The sequence below is a fragment of the Rhodococcus sp. 05-339-2 genome (assembly GCF_002258965.1).
Taxonomy (GTDB): Bacteria; Actinomycetota; Actinomycetes; order Mycobacteriales; family Mycobacteriaceae; genus Rhodococcoides.
Map to the genome: position 1 here is coordinate 19,783 of NZ_NOYW01000012.1, position 16,418 is coordinate 36,200.

Below are 16,418 nucleotides of genomic sequence, written 5' to 3' on the forward strand. Positions count from 1 at the left end.
CCGGCTCGGCGGCCATCGCTGCGGTGCGCGACGGGCTACGACGGGAAGCTGTCCGGCCGTACCTCGACAACAGTCTCTTCCATCGGAATGAGACACAGATCGAGCGCTTTCAGTTGATGTTCCACGACTCGACAGCATCGAGTCGCCGGCCGTCGGAATCGTACGTGTAGAAACCCTCTCCGTCCCCGAGGCCTGTCTTTCCCGCGTCGATGCCCTTTTGCAGCATATCGGCGAATTTCACTTGATCCTCGCCACCGCTTGCGCGCGCGATGTGTGCTGCGACGTTGAAGCCGACCGTGTCGTATATCTGGAACGGACCGGCGGGCGCCCCGGTGGCTATTCGCCACACATTGTCGATGTCGGCAGGATTGGCAACACCGCCGACGTAGAGGTTGGCTCCTGCTTGCAGCAGCGGAATCAACAGACTGTTCAACACGTATCCCGGTACTTCCTTTCGGACCGGAACGGGAACGAGACCGATCTCGGAAGCGAAGTTCAGTACGGTGTCGAAGTGAACGGGATCTGTTGCAGCAGTTGCCATCACCTCACCTGTGTTGTACCGCCACACGAGATTGGCGAAGTGCAGTGCGAGAAATTTCTCCGGCCGCCCGGTGGCCTCCGCAAAGCTGCTGGGCAGTAGCGACGACGAGTTGGTCACGAAGATAGTTCTCGGCGGGGCGGACGCGCCGATATCCGACCAGACACGTTTCTTCAGCTCGAGATCCTCCGGAACCGCTTCGATCACCAGGTCGGCGTCCGAAACGGCTTCCGCGACGCTGGTGGTGGTCGTGATGGATTCGATGGCCTCGTCGAAACGTGCCTCGTCGAAGGTCTTCAGGTCGCGCTTGTAGTATCCGCGCATCCATTCCCAGCGATCCGGCAGTTTGGCCAACAATTCGTCTGAAATATCGTATCCCACAACGGTTTTCCCATGGTACGCCGCCTGCATCATGATCTGCGAACCGAGCACTCCAGTTCCGAATACGGTCACTTTCTCAACATCGGCCATGGACGACACACTTCCCATTCATCGAGTCACTGGTTTCCCGCTCTACAAGTTCTACCGCTGACCATGGAACCACCGTCTCGGCATCGAACAGCGGATCGACTCGCTGAACGAGCGGTCGACTGTCCCGAGGACCTGTCACCCGGGCAAAGAAATCGAGCGCGCTCCCATGACAACCGCCATGGCCAACTGCCCGGCGGTGTCACCGATACTGTCGGTTGTATCTGCATTCGGAGGCCCTTCGCCGCCGTCCGTGCTGGATTTTCGATGCGTGGTGCCGTCGGTGGTGCGTGCGCGGTGGCAATTTCCTCTCCATCGGATCGTCGGCTGACGCATACTCGATCGATGGCTGTCGATCCCCGCGGAAGAGACCTCAGGCGCTATCTGGAAGAAGACCCCGGTGGGCCTGTGGTGATGCTCAACCTGCTGCGGTTCGCCGACGGTGGCCGCGATTCGTACGCAGAGTATGCGAAAGCACTGGACGAGACGTTCCTCCCGCGCTACGGCGCGACGGTGCTGTATGCGGGCGACGGCTCGACGGCATTGGTAGCCGACGACGGTCAGGCCTGGGATGCGGTTCTGCTGGTGCAGTACCCCTCGCGCAAGGCGTTCAGCGACATGGTGGCCGATCCCGATTACCAGGCGGTGACGGCACTGCGGACCGGCGCGTTGAAGGAGGCGGTTCTGCAGGCCACCGTTCCGTGGTCGTGAATTCGGGGCTCGCCGACCGAGTTGCTCGGTACTCAGCAGGGGCGAGACAGCGATCTACTCACTCTGTCGGGAGCAACCGACTACGGAACAGGTCGAGCACCTGATCCAACGCCTGCCGTGTCGGCTCCCCCGGAGCATCGATCAGTCCTTCGGTGACGACCGAATGCGGCGGTCCGAATGCTTCCGGGTTGAAGGCGGAGTCGGGCAGTTCCACCGAGACGAATGCGTCGCCGAGCTGCTCGCGCAACCATTGGAATCGCGCGGGCGGGCACATCTTGTCGCCTTCGAAACGCATCCCCAGGACCGTGAGCTCGCCTGCTGCACAACGACTCTTCACCTTGTCGAGGTCGCCGGGGGTGATGTCGATGGACCTACCGCGAGACTTCGATGCCGCGAACGGAAGTGAGGGCTGCGACAGCACCGGTGCGATCAGTCGATCGTCCGCCGCCATCGCAAGAGCGAATCCGCCGGTGAAGCACATTCCGATGGCACCGACGCCCGGTCCGCCGCAGCGCTCGTGCTCCTGCGCCGCCAGAGCGCGCAACCACACCACGATGCGCGACGATCTGCCGGTGGCCAGGATGGTGAATTCGCGGCAGATGCACGCCGGCACCATGGCGCGGGACATGGTGGCCACGGTGCCGAGCGGTCCCAGCGGGGCGGCCAGCGGATCCTTGCCGTCGACTCCGAACAGGTGCGGAACAACGGCCGTACAACCGATTCCGGCAACGGTTCTCGCGAAGTCCGCGACCCTCGGAGTGATGCCCGGCATTTCCGACATCACGATCACGGCCGGTCCGGTTCCGATGCGATACACCGGCGCGGTCCGCCCGTCCGCGGTGAACTCGGTTCGCTCGAAGTCGGCCAGCGTGTCATCGGTCATGGGAGTTCGCCCTTCTGTCGGATATCCACCGCGCCCAGCCGACGCATGCCGTCCAAGCTAGCCGTGCTTCACGAAATACGTCACCCCGACCGAGGATGTTCGACAGGCGGCGACCGATACCGACGCGCTGACCGGATGATCACCAGGAATCCGAGTCCGCGATGATCGTCACGCCCAGCACGACGAACAGCGTTGCGCCAGCGGCCACTCCGGCCAGACTCGCCGCAGGCGCGCCCGCACGACGTCCGATCACACTTGCCGCGACGTCGAGAACATCGATCGCGATCCCGGCCTCCACGGCTGCTTTGCGAACGTCTGCGGATGGGTGGTGCAGTGCCATTCCCAGCGCGAGATCGCGAACTCCGAACAGACGCGTCGCCACCCCCGCACTTCCGGCTTGACGCATGGGTCCGAGACCGAAGGCACGCCACGAGTGCGCTGGACTCACCCACGAGACCACTCCGGCGGTCGATCGCAGAACCGACAGTGCGAGCAATGGAGTCGAACGTGTACGCATGACATCTCCTTCGAGTTGTAGTGGTCACTACAACTCAAGCTACCTGTAGTGGCCACTACGATCAAGGAGTGGTCAAGAGACATTCACGCGAGGAGATGCTGTCCGTGGCACTGGAGGCCGCCCTGGAAGGCGGCCTGAGCCGCTTGACCTTCGGCAGACTCGCAGCGCGTTTGAAGATCAGCGATCGCACGGTCGTCTACTACTTCCCGACGAAGGACGACCTCGTCACGTCTGTGCTGTCGGTAGTCGGAGATCGATTGCAAACCGTGTTGGCCGCGGCGTTCTCGACGCCGATGAGGGATCACCGCGCATTGGTCGCGACGGCGTGGCCGGTTGTGGCACAGCCTGAGTACGATCCGCTGTTCGGTCTGTACTTCGAGGCGATCGGACAAGCAACAGCAGGACTCGAGCCCTACAGATCTGTGGCCTCGCACTTGGTCGAGGGCTGGATCGAATGGCTCGGGGGCTTCGTGGTCGGCGACGCGCACCATCGACGAACGGAAGCGGCGGCTGCCGTGGCGATGCTCGACGGCCTTCTGCTCATGCGTCTTCTGGGAGGCAGTGACCTCGCCGATACTGCATCGACCTCATTGCTCGATCACCGACGAATCCGCTGAGGGGCGAACGGATTCAGGACGCCACCGGTTCCGAGATCGGCGTCTGGAAGGACCACAGGTGACCCTCGAGATCACGAACGCCGTACTCCCTGACGCCGTAGGGCATGTCGGTGGGCGCGTAGTCGATTGCTGCGCCGGTTGCGGACACCCGTCCATGATGGGTGTCCACGTCGTCGATCAGGACAGCGAGCGAGGCGGTGACCATGCCGTTGGTCAGGGGCGACACCATCCGATGTTCAGGAGCCTCGCGGTGCAACCAGACAACACCGTCACCGGCGTGAACCTCGCCGTGGACTGCTCGGTCGCCGTCGTATTCGATCGGTCCCGGTGCGAGTCCCAGCACGTCGACGAGGTAGGAATGGGCTGCCGCGATGTCTCGATAGACGAGCAAAGTGGTACGCCTGGTCACCGCCGGCTCGTCGGTCGACAGGCCCGACAGCAGGTCCAACAAGGCGTCGTCTCCCGGCTGAGCGCCCTGCAGAAGCCGGTCCTCGACCGCCCGAACCCGTTCGCGCACCCGGGCGAGCTGTGCCATCCGATGGTCCAGGTCGGTCAGATGCTGCCGCGTCAGGTGCTGGAGGTCCATCGCTTCCGGATCGACATCGGCAAGCGGTGTACCCAATTCTCGGAGCAACCGAATTCGGTACAGCCGATCGAGGTCTCCCCCGCCGTACCGACGCCTGCCCCCGCCGTCTCGGTCGGGGGCGAGCAAACCCAGTTCCTCGTAGTACCGCAACGTACGTTCGGTGACGCCGGTTCGACGCGCGACGTCACCGATTCCCCAGGTGATCGGACCGTTGTTGTTCATGAATCAGACGGTAGAACCTCACGTCACGTCAGGAGCAAGCTCGACCGAAGTCGGTTCAGACATCTTCGAGTCGAATTCCCTTGGTTTCCTTCATGAAGAAGCACGCGACACCGGTCATCGCGGCCAGGAACATGATGTACACGCCGAACACCCAACCCAGATCGAGGCCGAGGAAGAGTTGGTTGAGATAGGGCGCAGTTCCGCCGAATACCGCCACCGAGAACGAATAGGCGAATCCGATTGCCTGCGTGCGGAGTCGGGTGGGAAAGCTCTCCGACAGTGTCGACGACAAGATCGAAGCCGGAACGGCGATGACGAGCAATGCAACCGTCGACGGGAGCAGCAACGTCCACCACTGCGTCGAGATCATCATCGTCAGCGGGATCTGCAGAACGAACATCAGCACGGCGAAGGCGGCCAGCATCGGCCGACGACCGATCGAATCCGAGAGACGACCGAAGAACGGCAGCGACACCAACGCGATCAACTGAGCGATGACCAGCATCCAGTACGCGGTGTCGGGGTTCATCCCACGCTGTGTGATGGCGAACGTCGAGACGTAGGAGGTCCAGGTGTAGTGCGCCGCCGTGATTCCCGACGTCATTCCGATCATCAATACGATCGCCTTCACGACGGTCTTGCGTGCGATCGGGGCCTGCTTCACCTTGTTCTGTTCCGAATCGAAGACGTCGCTCTCGTCCATGTTCTTGCGCAGATACAGAGCGAACAGCGCCAGGAGTGCACCCAGCAGGAACGGGATGCGCCAACCCCATTGACCGACAGCAGATTCGGACAGGGTCGAGGTGATGACGCCACCGACCGTGTATGCCAGTGCCGAGCCACCGAAGATCGCGACGAACGCGACGCTTCCCCACATGCCTCGACGGTTCGGTGGCGCGATCTCGCCGACGTAGGAGTAGGCCGTCGCCGACTCGCCGCCGTGCGCGAAACCCTGCATGACGCGGGCGAGCAGCAGCAGTACCGATGCCCAGGCCCCGATCGCTCCGTAGGTGGGCATGATGCCGATCAGCAGGCTTCCGGCTGCCATCATCAGCATGGTGGTGACGAGAACGAACTTGCGCCCCTTCTTGTCTGCGATCCGGCCGAACACGATGCCGCCGAGCGGCCGCATCAGGAATCCGACGGCGAACACCGCCAACGTCGACAGCAGGGCCGAGACCGGATCGCTCTGGCTGAACATCGCCGCGGCGATGAACGGCGCGAACACTGCGTAGGCGCTCCACTCGTACCATTCGAGTACGTTGCCGATCGTGCTGGCGAACAACGACTTCTTCCGCGAGGAGATGTCCGGTGTCGAGCGGGTGTCGCGGGGTGATCCGACGGTCATGGGGTGCCACTTTCGCTCGAGTGAGTCTGTGCTGAAACAGGTTTGAGTGCTGCGCGACGAATCTTCCCGGTCTGCGTCTTGGGCAGCTCGTCGATGATGTGGATTTCTTTCGGACGTTTGTAGGCAGCGAGCCGATCGCGCGCGAAGGCCATCAGCTCGTCCGTGGTCACGGCCGGACCACCGCGGACCGACACGTACGCGACCACCGATTCCCCTTGATAGGTGTCGGGACGACCGACCACGGCTGCCTCGAACACCATCGGGTGTTCGTAGAGGGCGTCCTCGACTTCTCGGGGCCAGACCTTGTATCCGGAGACGTTGATCTGGTCCTTGAGTCGGTCGACGAGATAGACCCAGCCCTGTTCGTCGATGATCGCTACGTCCCCGGTGTGCAGGCGACCTTCGGGCATCGTCGACGCCGACGCCTCCGGGTTCTGCCAGTACCCCGAGACCACCTGCGGCCCGGACACTTCCAACTCGCCGGCTACTCCCGTTTCGGTGGGTAGCCCGGTGGGATCGAGTGTGCGCAACCGCACGCGAGGGAGGGGCAGTCCGACGGACAACGATCCACTCGACGCGTCCACCGGTGCCCGGAGTCCTGGCGGTACCGCGATCACGCCTGCGGTGGTCTCGGTCATTCCGTACGCGTTGTGGATGTAGCACCCGAACTTCGCCTCGAACGCGGAGACGGTGGCCGGCGGAATGGGTGCGCCGCCGGAGTACAGCGCCTTGACGGAGGCGAAATGTCTGCGGTCCGCGCCGGGGCTCTCGGAGATCGCGTTGAACACGGTGATGGATCCGATGGTGTAGGTGACTCGATGCTCGACGAAAGCGTCCAGTGTGACGCCTGCGTGGAAGCGGTGAGCAAACACGAGCACGCAGTCACGCACCAGAGCCACAGCAGCATCGAGCATGGCCCCGGTGATGTGGAACAGCGGCGCGACGGCGAAGACGACGTCGCCGTCCTCCGTACCTGCACGCTCACCGAAGTCCGAGGCCGTCGCGAACGCGTTGGCGTGCGAGATCCGAGCCCCCTTGGGCGGCCCCGTGGTTCCGGAGGTGTATGCCAACAGCGCAAGATCGTCCGGCTGCGGTGCGGTGTCGTCCAGCACTCGACCGCGGTAGGCCTCGACGAGGCCGAGCATGTCGTTCTCGGGTGTCGGCGTGACCCGCGTCGTCGCGGCGAACACTCGCGGATCGTTGCGAGTCTGCAGATCCAGTCCGCTGGTGCTCACGAAGAACCGAATCGTACTGCCTTGCAACGAGATTTCGAGCTCGCCGAGATCGGACTCGTCACACACGAGCGCTACGGGCTCCGCGTCGTCGAGCAGGTGTCGCAGTTCTCGGTTGCGGTACATCGGATTCAGGATCAGAGCTACGGCACCGATCTTCCACAGCGCCAAGAACGTCAGTGCGTAGTGCGGAACGTTCTGCAGGTAGATGCCGACGCGGTCGCCGGGGTTCACTCCGCGGTCCGCGAACGCGGCAGCGAGAGCATCGGAGGCCTCGTCGACCTCGCGGGCGGTGAGAACGGCATCGAAGTACGCCAATGCAGGCCGGTCGGGCGACCGGAACACCCGGGCGCGCCAGGCATCGAGGATGGTGAGGGGCATCGAGGACTCTTTCGATCGAACGTTGGCCTGACCGAGATCGACCGACCGAACACTCGCTCGGTCGATACTCGGTAGTGTTACGGATCACAACAGAAGTGTCAACCGGGTGCTTCCGGGACCACACCCGCCGCCCGGCCATCTACGGTGGGCGCATGACCGCGACATCCACCTGGCGAACGTACGAGGGCTCGAACCTCTCCCCTGCCTTGTCGTCGGCGTTGAAGACGTTCGTGGAACAGGGCTACCACGGAACATCGGTTCGGCAGATCGCAGCGGAAGCCGGACTGTCGGTTCCCGGGCTCTACCACCACTTTCCGTCGAAGCAGGCTCTTCTGGTGGGCATCATGGACGCGGCGATGGACGAGCTGTTGGAGCGAACTCGATCGGCCGAGGCCGGTGCCGGTACGTCGCCGAGTGACCGTTTCGACGCCGTCGTCGAATCGCTACTGCTGTTCCACATTCACAGGCGCGACGCCGCATTCGTGTGCTCGACGGAAATCCGCAGCCTGGATCCCGGGAACCGCTCCGCCTACATTGCCAAACGGGACGAGGAACAACGACTGCTCGACGCGATCGTCGCCGCCGGTGTCGATGCGGGCCTGTTCGACACACCGCACCCGAGGGACGCCAGTCGAGCCGTGACGACGATGTGTGTCGGCGTAGCGACGTGGTATCGACCGGACGGGCCGTCGACTCCGAGCGAGCTGGTGGCGGTCTATCTCGACATCGCCCGTCGCACGGTGGGTGCCACGACCGGCGGGCACCGATAGCTACCCGGGGATCCTTGACCCGACCGACCGATTGTGCCAATCTTCCAGTGACCGAGCGAGTGTTCGGTCGGTATCGGAATGGGAGCGCATCGTGGCCATCGATCTGACGTACGACCCCGACATCGAGAAGCTGATCGATCGGACACGCACGTTCACCCGCAATCATGTGCTTCCCATCGAAGACCGATTCCTGGGCAACGTCGCCGACGCCGGAGGTGACGATCTACGCATCGAGATGCAGGCGGCCGCCAAGGACGCAGGCGTGTTCGCGCCGCACGCGCCGGTCGAGTACGGCGGCCACGGGCTGTCGATGAGCGACCGGGCACCGGTGTTCGAGGAAGCCGGATACTCGCTGTTCGGTCCGATCGCCCTCAACCTCGGAGCCCCCGACGAAGGCAACGTGCACATGCTCGCTCACATCGCGTCGGCAGCGCAGAAAGAGCAGTTTCTCGCTCCGCTCGCGCGCGGCGACGTGCGGTCGGCTTTCGCGATGACCGAACCCGCGCCGGGTGCCGGTTCCGATCCCGCGGCACTCACCACCGCCGCCGAGCGAGTCGAGGGTGGCTGGAAGATCAACGGGCACAAGTGGTTCATCACCGGAGCCGACGGCGCAGGCTTCTTCATCATCATGGCCCGCACCTCGGGCGCGCCCGGCGATCGCGGCGGGGCCACGATGTTCCTGGCACCCGCCGACACCGCGGGAATCAGGGTCGGCCGACACATCGGTACTTTGGACAAAGCGATGATCGGCGGTCACTGCGAGGTGTTCTTCGAGAACGCGTTCGTGCCCGACGAGAACGTGCTCGGTGCCGTCGACGAGGGATTCGCGTACGCCCAGGTTCGATTGGGCCCTGCCCGGATGACGCACGTGATGCGCTGGCTCGGAGCCTCCCGCCGTGCGCACGACATCGCCGTCGCGCAGGTTGCCCGGCGCGAGGGATTCGGCGGAAAGCTCGGAGACCTCGGCATGGTGCAGAAGATGGTCGCGGACAACGAGATCGACATCGCGGCCACCAGGGCGCTGCTGACGGTGGCGTGCTTCGAGTTGGATCGAGGTGGGCACGCGGCCAACGAGACGTCGATCGCGAAGACGTTCGCTGCCGAGGCCATCTTCCGTATCGTCGACCGCAGTATCCAGATGTGCGGCGGCCTCGGGGTTTCCGACGATCTTCCGTTGGCCAGGCTCTCCCGCGAAGTACGCCCGTTCCGGGTCTACGACGGCCCGTCCGAGGTACACCGGTGGGCCATCGCCAAGCGGACGATCGGTGCTGCCAAGCGCGCAGCGCGGGAGGCACAGGCGTGAGCGAACTGCCCGGTATGAATCTCGTTGCGCTGGAACGGTTTCTTCGAGAACACGGAATCGACGTCGACGGCGCATTGTCGGTCGAGATGATCAGCGGCGGTCGGTCCAATCTCACCTACCGGGCGTACGACGACACCTCGACCTGGGTCGTCCGTCGACCTCCCACCAGTGGGCTGACGCCCTCCGCGCACGACATGGCCCGGGAATGGGCCGTCACCGAGGCGCTGGCGGGCACCGATGTACCGGTCGCTCGAACCGTCGCGTTCGACCGAGACGGTTCCACGTTGGGTGCGCCCATGACCGTCGTGGAGTTCGTCCCCGGCCGAGTGGTCCGCACGCGGGAAGATCTCGACGATCTGACGGACGAGCAGGTCACTGCCAACGCCGCGGAGCTGGTTCGAGTTCTCGCGCGACTGCATGCGGTGGATCCGGACGCCGTCGGCCTGGGTACCTTCGGCCGACCCGACGGTTTCGTCGCGCGGCAGGTCGCCACGTGGGCTCGGCAGTGGGACCGAGTCAAGACTCGCGACCTGCCCGATGTCGACCGATTGCATCGCGCGCTCGAAGCGGCGGTACCGGCGGGATCTGCGTCGTCCATCGTGCACGGCGACTATCGTGTCGACAACACCATTCTCGACGCCGATGACGTCGGTTCCGTTGCTGCGGTCGTGGACTGGGAGATGTCGACGCTCGGTGATCCCCTGACCGACGTCGCACTGATGTGCATCTACCGCCAACCGGTCTTCGATGCGGTCCTCGGCGCAGACGCTGCATGGACGAGCGATCGATACCCGTCCGCGGCGGACCTCGCACAACACTACGCAGTGGAATCCGGTCGAGAACTTCATGATTGGGGCTTCTACCTCGCCCTGGCCAATTTCAAGCTCGGAGTGATCGGTGAGGGAATCACCCACCGCGCGCTGTCGGGCTCCGACACCGGGGCCGGTGCAGGCAATGCCGCGGAGGCCACCGGGGAGTTCATCGCGGCCGGGCTACGGGCACTCGCAGGAGCCACCGACTGACGCGAAAACCACTGTCAGGCGGGCTCTCTCATCACACCGACGTGACGGACGGTGTCCGACACACCCGGGAGTTCCCGAGGCTCGGACCAGGTGTTCAACCCGTCGGTGCTGTCGGAGTAGAAGTACTTTCGGTTGGTGTAGTCGTCGTAGTACAACCGCCATGTACCGTCGGGTAATTCGATGACGGTCGGACCTTCTTTCAGTGGCCCGAAATCGCGGCTCGGGACGAGGGTGTACGGACCGATCGACGACGGCGCCGTCCAGTGTTCGATGACCTTGTGGGTCTCGTTCTTGGTGAACGCGTGATAGGTCGGCCCTACTTTCACCACAGTGGTGTCGATGTGGTCGGCTCCGATGCCGACGAACGGATCCGGAAAGCTCCACATCCTCAGGCCCGGATCCAGGGCCGTCATCAGATACGGCACGAACCCACCGCCGGTGGACAGCGACACGATGACGCTGACACGGTCTCCCTCGACGAACCACTCCGGTGCCCACGCCTTCGTGGTGAACGGAGACAACGACGGTCCGTCCGAGAAGCCGGCCGATCCGCTGAACCCGGATGGGCTGGCCGAGCCGGTACCGGCTCCGGTGCCCGGGAGGAAAGCGCAGCAGAACGGAATCGGGAAGTTCTGCAGGAACGTCCAGTTCACGCGGTCACTGCTGCGCGCGAAGCCGATGTTCGCACCTCCGCCGGTCGTGTACGTCACGTAGTACATACCGTCGGTGTGCCGGAATATGCTCGCGTCACGCACGACTCCGGACGGCGGTCGGTACGCCGCTGTCTGCAGCGCTGTGAAATCGGTGCCGTCGCCGGATTCGTAGACATCCATGTCTCGATCGCTGTCGTTACCGAACGCCACCATCGTGTAGCGCCACACAGAGGGCGCAGCGGCACCGGTTCCTGCAGCAGAGAACAGCAACCCGGCGACCGCCAGGATCACCATGGGTACGACGAGAAGGAACCTGCGCGCGGTCGATATCACCGACGAAGTATGTCCGAGTCGTACGCACCATGCGTACCTTCGGTAACAGAAACAACAGATTGCTACCGATGTTGTTATGAATGCGAAATGTACTGCGTGATCGGCTTGGCCTGGTACATCTCGTGATCTGCATCGTCGAGTATGTCCAGGGCACTTCGGGTGTCGTCGCGGTCGACGGTCACGCCGCCGATGCTCGCAGTCACCGTCAACACCCGCCCCGCGACCGTGATCGGTGTGGCGAGCTCGGCGCGTACGTCGTCGGCCTCGGTCCCCACACAGTGCGAAACGACGGCCACGAACTCGTCGCCTCCGATACGCCCCACGAAGGCCTCGGCCGGAAGGGCTCGCGTCAGACGGTCTGCGACCACACCCAGAACGGCGTCGCCGACGGTGTGACCGTACAGATCGTTGATGGTCTTGAAGTTGTCGAGGTCGATGAACAGCACGGCCATCGAGTCCTCGCGATCGGACTCGGCCAACTGCTCGTCCAGACGAGCCAGGATCAACGGCCTGTTCGGCAGGCCGGTCAGGTCGTCGTGTGTGGCCGCATGCTCGAGCTTCATGCTCATCCGATAGGTGTCGGTGATGTCGACGAACGTCGCGACGACCGAGGGGGTCGGGTCGGATGCGTTGAGCATCGTCGCCGTCAAGGACAACCAGAAGTGTCGGCCGTCCCGGCACCGTTCGATTCCGATCACGGCCTGGCAGGGTTGTCCGGTCTTGCTGGTGACGGCGACAGGGTGCTCGTGCGGCTCGATCGGCCCCTCGTCGGTGCCGTACACGCGAAACGGAAGGACCGACGCCTGTCCTGCCGTCGCCATTCCGACCTGAATGTCGAGAATCGTCTTCGCTGCGAGGTTCGCCGATTCGATGCGGCCGGAGTGATCGAGGACCACCACCCCCGCCTCCAGCGATTCCACGACGGCGGTGAAGTGTTCCTCGACTCTGCGCACCGCGCTCTGGTCGGCACAGACCAACACGTAACCGTCGGGCATCTGGGCTGCGGAGACCATCACGGCCAGCGCCGATCCGTCCGCGTGCCGATGCGACTCACACAGCCGACCACCCAGACCGAGAATGGCGGCCGGATCGCACGGCACCCCCACCGCATGCGAGACGCTACGCCCGAGTACGTCCGCGGCCGGTCGTCCGTAGACCGACTCGGCGGCGGGATTCCAACTCGACACCAGACCGTCGGCGGACACCCCGATGATGGCGTCGCTGACGTGCTCGACCAGTGCAGCTTGCTTCTGCAGCGCCCTCTGCGCAGCCTTGTGCTCGGTGAGATCCCGAAGTATCACCTGGTACGCCGGCTCGCCGTTCCAGACCGTGCGAACCGACACCGCTTCCATTGTCAGGACCGTCCCGTCCAGGGCCAGTACCGTCGCCTCCGACGCTGCACTGGCGGTGCCGTGCCTGTCGAGGGCGGCGATCCGTTCGAGCATGGGCCCAACGGACTCGGGGGCGATGAACGCCGTGATCGGGCGGCCGATGACGTCGGCGGCACTCCGGGCACGGAGATACTTCATTCCGGCGGGGTTGAGGTAGACCATCACGCCTCGTCGGTGGACTCCGATCGCATCCGGTGAATGTTCGACGAGAACCCGATATCGATCCGCCAGTCCTGGCGACGCGGCACGTGAATCAGGGTCGCCGACGCTGTTGCGCTCCCCTGATTCCATGCTCGGTCCTCGCGTTCGTAGACAGACGGTCAACACCCGATTGAACCACCTACCGAGGCACCTCTGGAGTGTACCGCCCGATTCGGGCGCTATGCCTCTTTCTCGGCTGGACCCGATGCCGGTTTACCGGGCTAAATCGAGGAGCGAGCCGAATCCGGTTCGCGTACCTCGAAAAGAAATGGATTTCGACGATGAGCTCTCATGGCATCGACATCACCGGGATCGGCGCACTGTCCGGCTACGGCTGGGGCGCATCCGCACTGTGGGACGGCCTCTTCACCGGCAAGGCGGCGGCCACCCTGCACCACGACCAGACCAGACCCGGGCACAATCCGGTGTGGCTCGCGAAAGTTCCCGACGGCGGGGACGAGAACGACGTATCGAGTCGATTCGGGCGTGCACTTCGCGGGGCCGCACGCGAAGCCGTCGAAGATGCGTTGGCGCGTGGCTGGCAGCCGGGTCGACGGGTGGGTCTGATCCATGCCGTCGTCCTGGGTGAAGTGGACGAGTGGCGCAACTTCTATCTGCTCGACGGCGGAGAACGCCGTGTTCGGGACTACCTGACACTCATGCCGTCTACCCCGGTGTCGCTGTTGATGCAGGAATACGGCTTTCACGGCCCGGCGATGAACGTCTCGGCGATGTGCGCGTCGGGCAACGCCGGTCTGCTCACCGCCAAGATGTGGCTCGATACGGCATTCGTCGACGACGTGGTGTTCGTCGCCACGGATCTGTCCCTGACTCCGGAGAACATAGACCACTTCGTCAAGCTCGGCGTCGGTGTCGTGGACGTGGAGCCGCAGGAAGGCTGCCGGCCGTTCCAAGAAGGTAGCCGCGGTTTCGGAATGGGCGAGGCCGCAACGGCATTCGTACTGTCGACGCGCAGTTCGGCGTCGTACGCACGGGTGCTGGGCGGTTCGATGACACACGACGCGTTTCACGCCACCTCGATCGACCCTGCGCTCACCCAGGTGCGGGACTGCTTCGAGCAGGCCTTGGCCGACGCCGACGTCACTGCCAGGCAGGTGCGGTATCTCAACGCCCACGGACCCGGCACCGCGCAGTGCGATGCAGCGGAAACCACCATGTTGGAGACGGTGCTGGACTCCCACGCGCAGGTGTATTCGGTGAAGCCGTTGACCGGACATTGCCAAGGCGCGGCGTCGGCGATCGAAACCATCTCTGCGGTGATGGGATTCGAGCGTGGACTCGTGCCCGCAGCCCCGCAGGTATCCGATGCGCACCCGTTGCTGCTCGACGGTTTCACCGCTGCGGAGCCCGGCTTGACCGTCAAATCTTCCCTGGGAATGGGCGGACACAACTCGGTGGTGGTGCTGGCACCGGCGTGAGTCGTCATCGGGGGCTCGGCAGCTCGCGTGGGCTGCCGAGCTCCCGAGCGCCGCTCGGCGATCGAGCGATCAGCCTGTGCTGACGGCAGTTTCGACAATGCGATAGAGAATCCGGGTGATCTGCTCGACGTCGTGACGGTCTCGAGGCGAGTACAGCAGGACGTAGGGCTCGGGAAGTCCGATCGGTGGGCGGCCGGCCAGCGGATGCAATTCTCCCCAACCGGCATCGATGATGCGCTGGGCATCGCCGTGCTGCGCGACGACGTGCAGCGACCCGTCGCTGGGGTGGACGTGAGCGATCTCCCCACCGGCTTGTCTCACCACACCGGGTCGTCGGGCCTCGGCGACCACGTAGAGAGCCTGCCCGCGCTTCTCGAAATGACTTGTGCCCAGGTAAAGACGATCGGAATCTGCACGCGCACAGGACTCGAGGACGTCGAACATCGACACCGGGCCGCCCGGCGCGATTCCGTTCAGCTGGCGATGCGGAATCGGATAAGAGGCCACCGACGGACGGGGGCCGGGCCGGGTTGGCAGCTCCCACGCCGACGATGCGGCGTCGACGCCACGCACGGTCAACGGATCCCTACCGAGCGGGGTAAGGATCTCGGTGATTGCCCACCCCACCATGTTGGCGGGTAGCCCACCGGGGCCGAGCGCTTTCCATGCCGCGTAGTCCTCGGCGATGTTCACGAGCCGAGGATTCTGGAGGCTTTCACACCGACACTGCATCACCACAGATTCCGCACTGCTCGAACTGGACCCGCTTCCACCGAGCAACTGGGACGAAGAACAGCGTGAATTGCTGGTACTGCTTCATGCGCGCCCACTGCGTGGTGTTGTGGCACCGCGGGCAGGTCCGCGTCGAGCCTGGGCCGACGTGTTTGCGCTTGCTGCCGAAACCGAAGAGTAGGAACATCACCCCAGCATAGGTGTCACGAACATCTGCCGAACTCGGCGCAGCACGGTCACCGTCGCGTTCTTCTCGACTGTGACCGTGCCGGCAGGGTTGGTGTCAGCTCGCGATCATGCCGTGTGGATCGATGACGAATTTCTGAGCGACTCCGCTGTCGAATTCGCGGTAGCCCCGCGGTGCGTCGTCGAGAGTGATGACCGTCGCGTTCACCGCCTTCGCGATCGAAACACGTTCCTTCAGAATCGCATTCATCAACTCGCGGTGGTAGCTCATCACCGGGCACTGCCCGGTGGCGAACGACAGCGACTTGGCCCAACCGGTGCCGAGGCTGAGCGACAGAGCTCCGCGCTGAGCAGCCTCGTCCACGCCGCCGGGATCGCCGGTCACGTACAACCCCGGGATGCCGATGCCGCCGCCCGCCGTGGTGATGTCCATGAGCGAGTTGAGAACCGTGGCCGGGGCCTCCCTCGACGAATCTCCACCGTGACCGCGGGCCTCGAAGCCCACCGCATCCACCGCGGCATCGACCTCCGGCACACCGAGAATCTGTTCGATCTGATCCTGCGGTGCACCCTTGCCCACGTCGACGGTCTCACAGCCGAACGTTCGCGCCTGGGCCAACCGGTCGGCGTTCATGTCGCCCACGATCACCACCGACGCTCCCAGCAACTGCGCACCGACCGCAGCAGCGAGGCCGACCGGTCCCGCGCCCGCGATGTACACCGTCGCACCGGGTTTGACTCCTGCGGTGACCGCTCCGTGGAAGCCGGTGGGGAAGATGTCCGAGAGCATGGTCAGGTCGAGAATCTTCTCCAGAGCCTGATCACGATCGGGGAACTTCAGCAGGTTGAAGTCTGCGTACGGTGCCATGACGTACTCGGCTTTTG

Annotated in this window: 16 protein-coding genes and 1 pseudogene; 6 read left to right on the forward strand and 11 right to left on the reverse strand. The window is 64.2% G+C overall.

The window, feature by feature from the left end:
• Positions 1–109: 109 nt before the first annotated feature.
• A complete protein-coding gene (locus tag CH273_RS10750; protein ID WP_032394276.1) occupies positions 110–1,009 on the reverse strand; it encodes a 3-hydroxyacyl-CoA dehydrogenase in 900 nt (299 codons plus the stop codon).
• Positions 1,010–1,351: 342 nt separating this feature from the next.
• Here CH273_RS10750 and CH273_RS10755 point away from each other — a divergent pair, with 342 nt between their 5' ends.
• Positions 1,352–1,717 (forward strand): DUF1330 domain-containing protein, encoded by a 366-nt coding sequence (locus CH273_RS10755; RefSeq protein ID WP_032394254.1) that lies wholly within the window; start codon positions 1,352–1,354, stop codon positions 1,715–1,717.
• A gap of 58 nt (positions 1,718–1,775) precedes the next feature.
• Here CH273_RS10755 and CH273_RS10760 read toward each other — a convergent pair whose 3' ends face one another.
• Positions 1,776–2,600, reverse strand: coding sequence for a dienelactone hydrolase family protein (locus tag CH273_RS10760; RefSeq protein WP_032394253.1), 825 nt, complete (start codon positions 2,598–2,600; stop codon positions 1,776–1,778).
• Between the two features lie 139 nt (positions 2,601–2,739).
• Positions 2,740–3,117 carry a hypothetical protein gene (locus CH273_RS10765; protein WP_032394252.1) on the reverse strand — a complete coding sequence of 126 codons (378 nt, stop codon included), beginning with the start codon at positions 3,115–3,117 and terminating at the stop codon, positions 2,740–2,742.
• A 68-nt stretch (positions 3,118–3,185) separates the two neighbouring features.
• On the opposite strand from CH273_RS10765, the gene CH273_RS10770 reads away from it, so the two are divergent.
• Positions 3,186–3,734 (forward strand): TetR/AcrR family transcriptional regulator, encoded by a 549-nt coding sequence (locus CH273_RS10770; protein WP_141214760.1) that lies wholly within the window; start codon positions 3,186–3,188, stop codon positions 3,732–3,734.
• A 13-nt stretch (positions 3,735–3,747) separates the two neighbouring features.
• Here the strand turns inward: CH273_RS10770 and CH273_RS10775 are convergent, their stop codons facing one another.
• From CH273_RS10775 to CH273_RS10785, 3 genes are read right to left on the reverse strand one after another with little or no spacing between them, the layout of a single operon-like run.
• The gene (locus CH273_RS10775; RefSeq protein ID WP_032394251.1) at positions 3,748–4,542 is read right to left on the reverse strand and encodes a MerR family transcriptional regulator; all 795 of its coding nucleotides are present in this window, start codon (positions 4,540–4,542) and stop codon (positions 3,748–3,750) included.
• Between the two features lie 55 nt (positions 4,543–4,597).
• Positions 4,598–5,890, reverse strand: a complete 1,293-nt coding sequence (locus tag CH273_RS10780; RefSeq protein WP_045196129.1) for an MFS transporter — start codon at positions 5,888–5,890, stop codon at positions 4,598–4,600.
• Positions 5,887–7,503 (reverse strand): class I adenylate-forming enzyme family protein, encoded by a 1,617-nt coding sequence (locus CH273_RS10785; RefSeq protein ID WP_052049311.1) that lies wholly within the window; start codon positions 7,501–7,503, stop codon positions 5,887–5,889. The genes CH273_RS10780 and CH273_RS10785 overlap by 4 nt, the downstream gene beginning before the upstream one ends.
• 152 nt (positions 7,504–7,655) lie before the next feature.
• On the opposite strand from CH273_RS10785, the gene CH273_RS10790 reads away from it, so the two are divergent.
• The 3 genes from CH273_RS10790 (at position 7,656) to CH273_RS10800 (ending at position 10,598) form a co-directional block, all read left to right on the forward strand.
• Positions 7,656–8,273: a TetR/AcrR family transcriptional regulator gene (locus CH273_RS10790; RefSeq protein ID WP_032394273.1), complete on the forward strand. Its 618-nt coding sequence runs from the start codon at positions 7,656–7,658 to the stop codon at positions 8,271–8,273.
• A 91-nt stretch (positions 8,274–8,364) separates the two neighbouring features.
• Positions 8,365–9,576, forward strand: a complete 1,212-nt coding sequence (locus tag CH273_RS10795; protein ID WP_032394250.1) for an acyl-CoA dehydrogenase family protein — start codon at positions 8,365–8,367, stop codon at positions 9,574–9,576.
• Entirely contained in the window at positions 9,573–10,598 is a 1,026-nt protein-coding gene (locus CH273_RS10800) for a phosphotransferase family protein (protein ID WP_032394249.1), read from the forward strand. Before CH273_RS10795 ends, CH273_RS10800 begins: the two co-directional genes overlap by 4 nt.
• Positions 10,599–10,612: 14 nt before the next feature.
• On the opposite strand, the gene CH273_RS10805 is transcribed toward CH273_RS10800, so the two are convergent.
• On the reverse strand, positions 10,613–11,545 hold the full coding sequence (locus tag CH273_RS10805; protein WP_052049310.1) for a glycoside hydrolase family protein: 933 nt from the start codon (positions 11,543–11,545) through the stop codon (positions 10,613–10,615).
• Positions 11,546–11,658: 113 nt separating this feature from the next.
• Positions 11,659–13,266 carry a sensor domain-containing protein gene (locus CH273_RS10810; protein ID WP_052049309.1) on the reverse strand — a complete coding sequence of 536 codons (1,608 nt, stop codon included), beginning with the start codon at positions 13,264–13,266 and terminating at the stop codon, positions 11,659–11,661.
• A 191-nt stretch (positions 13,267–13,457) separates the two neighbouring features.
• Between CH273_RS10810 and CH273_RS10815 the strand changes: the two genes are divergently transcribed.
• Positions 13,458–14,615, forward strand: a complete 1,158-nt coding sequence (locus tag CH273_RS10815; protein WP_032394247.1) for a beta-ketoacyl synthase N-terminal-like domain-containing protein — start codon at positions 13,458–13,460, stop codon at positions 14,613–14,615.
• 69 nt (positions 14,616–14,684) lie between these two features.
• Here CH273_RS10815 and CH273_RS10820 read toward each other — a convergent pair whose 3' ends face one another.
• The 3 genes and pseudogenes from CH273_RS10820 to CH273_RS10830 form a co-directional block, all read right to left on the reverse strand.
• Complete coding sequence (locus tag CH273_RS10820; RefSeq protein WP_052049308.1) at positions 14,685–15,308, reverse strand: luciferase domain-containing protein; 624 nt, start codon at positions 15,306–15,308, stop codon at positions 14,685–14,687.
• Positions 15,309–15,330: 22 nt separating this feature from the next.
• Positions 15,331–15,534 (reverse strand): zinc-ribbon domain-containing protein, encoded by a 204-nt coding sequence (locus tag CH273_RS10825; protein WP_032394246.1) that lies wholly within the window; start codon positions 15,532–15,534, stop codon positions 15,331–15,333.
• A 96-nt stretch (positions 15,535–15,630) separates the two neighbouring features.
• Positions 15,631–16,418: pseudogene (locus CH273_RS10830) on the reverse strand (formaldehyde dehydrogenase, glutathione-independent); the annotation flags it as partial.

Excerpts from the sequence above, each read along its gene's own strand:
- CH273_RS10775 (WP_032394251.1), bottom strand. The coding sequence starts at position 4,542 with ATGAACAACAACGGTCCGATCACCTGGGGAATCGGTGACGTCGCGCGT.
- CH273_RS10785 (WP_052049311.1), bottom strand. The coding sequence starts at position 7,503 with ATGCCCCTCACCATCCTCGATGCCTGGCGCGCCCGGGTGTTCCGGTCG.
- CH273_RS10805 (WP_052049310.1), bottom strand. The coding sequence starts at position 11,545 with ATGGTGATCCTGGCGGTCGCCGGGTTGCTGTTCTCTGCTGCAGGAACC.
- CH273_RS10765 (WP_032394252.1), bottom strand. The coding sequence starts at position 3,117 with ATGCGTACACGTTCGACTCCATTGCTCGCACTGTCGGTTCTGCGATCG.
- CH273_RS10750 (WP_032394276.1), bottom strand. The coding sequence starts at position 1,009 with ATGGCCGATGTTGAGAAAGTGACCGTATTCGGAACTGGAGTGCTCGGT.
- CH273_RS10825 (WP_032394246.1), bottom strand. The coding sequence starts at position 15,534 with ATGTTCCTACTCTTCGGTTTCGGCAGCAAGCGCAAACACGTCGGCCCA.
- CH273_RS10755 (WP_032394254.1), top strand. The coding sequence starts at position 1,352 with ATGGCTGTCGATCCCCGCGGAAGAGACCTCAGGCGCTATCTGGAAGAA.
- CH273_RS10810 (WP_052049309.1), bottom strand. The coding sequence starts at position 13,266 with ATGGAATCAGGGGAGCGCAACAGCGTCGGCGACCCTGATTCACGTGCC.
- CH273_RS10790 (WP_032394273.1), top strand. The coding sequence starts at position 7,656 with ATGACCGCGACATCCACCTGGCGAACGTACGAGGGCTCGAACCTCTCC.
- CH273_RS10815 (WP_032394247.1), top strand. The coding sequence starts at position 13,458 with ATGAGCTCTCATGGCATCGACATCACCGGGATCGGCGCACTGTCCGGC.
- CH273_RS10780 (WP_045196129.1), bottom strand. The coding sequence starts at position 5,890 with ATGACCGTCGGATCACCCCGCGACACCCGCTCGACACCGGACATCTCC.
- CH273_RS10760 (WP_032394253.1), bottom strand. The coding sequence starts at position 2,600 with ATGACCGATGACACGCTGGCCGACTTCGAGCGAACCGAGTTCACCGCG.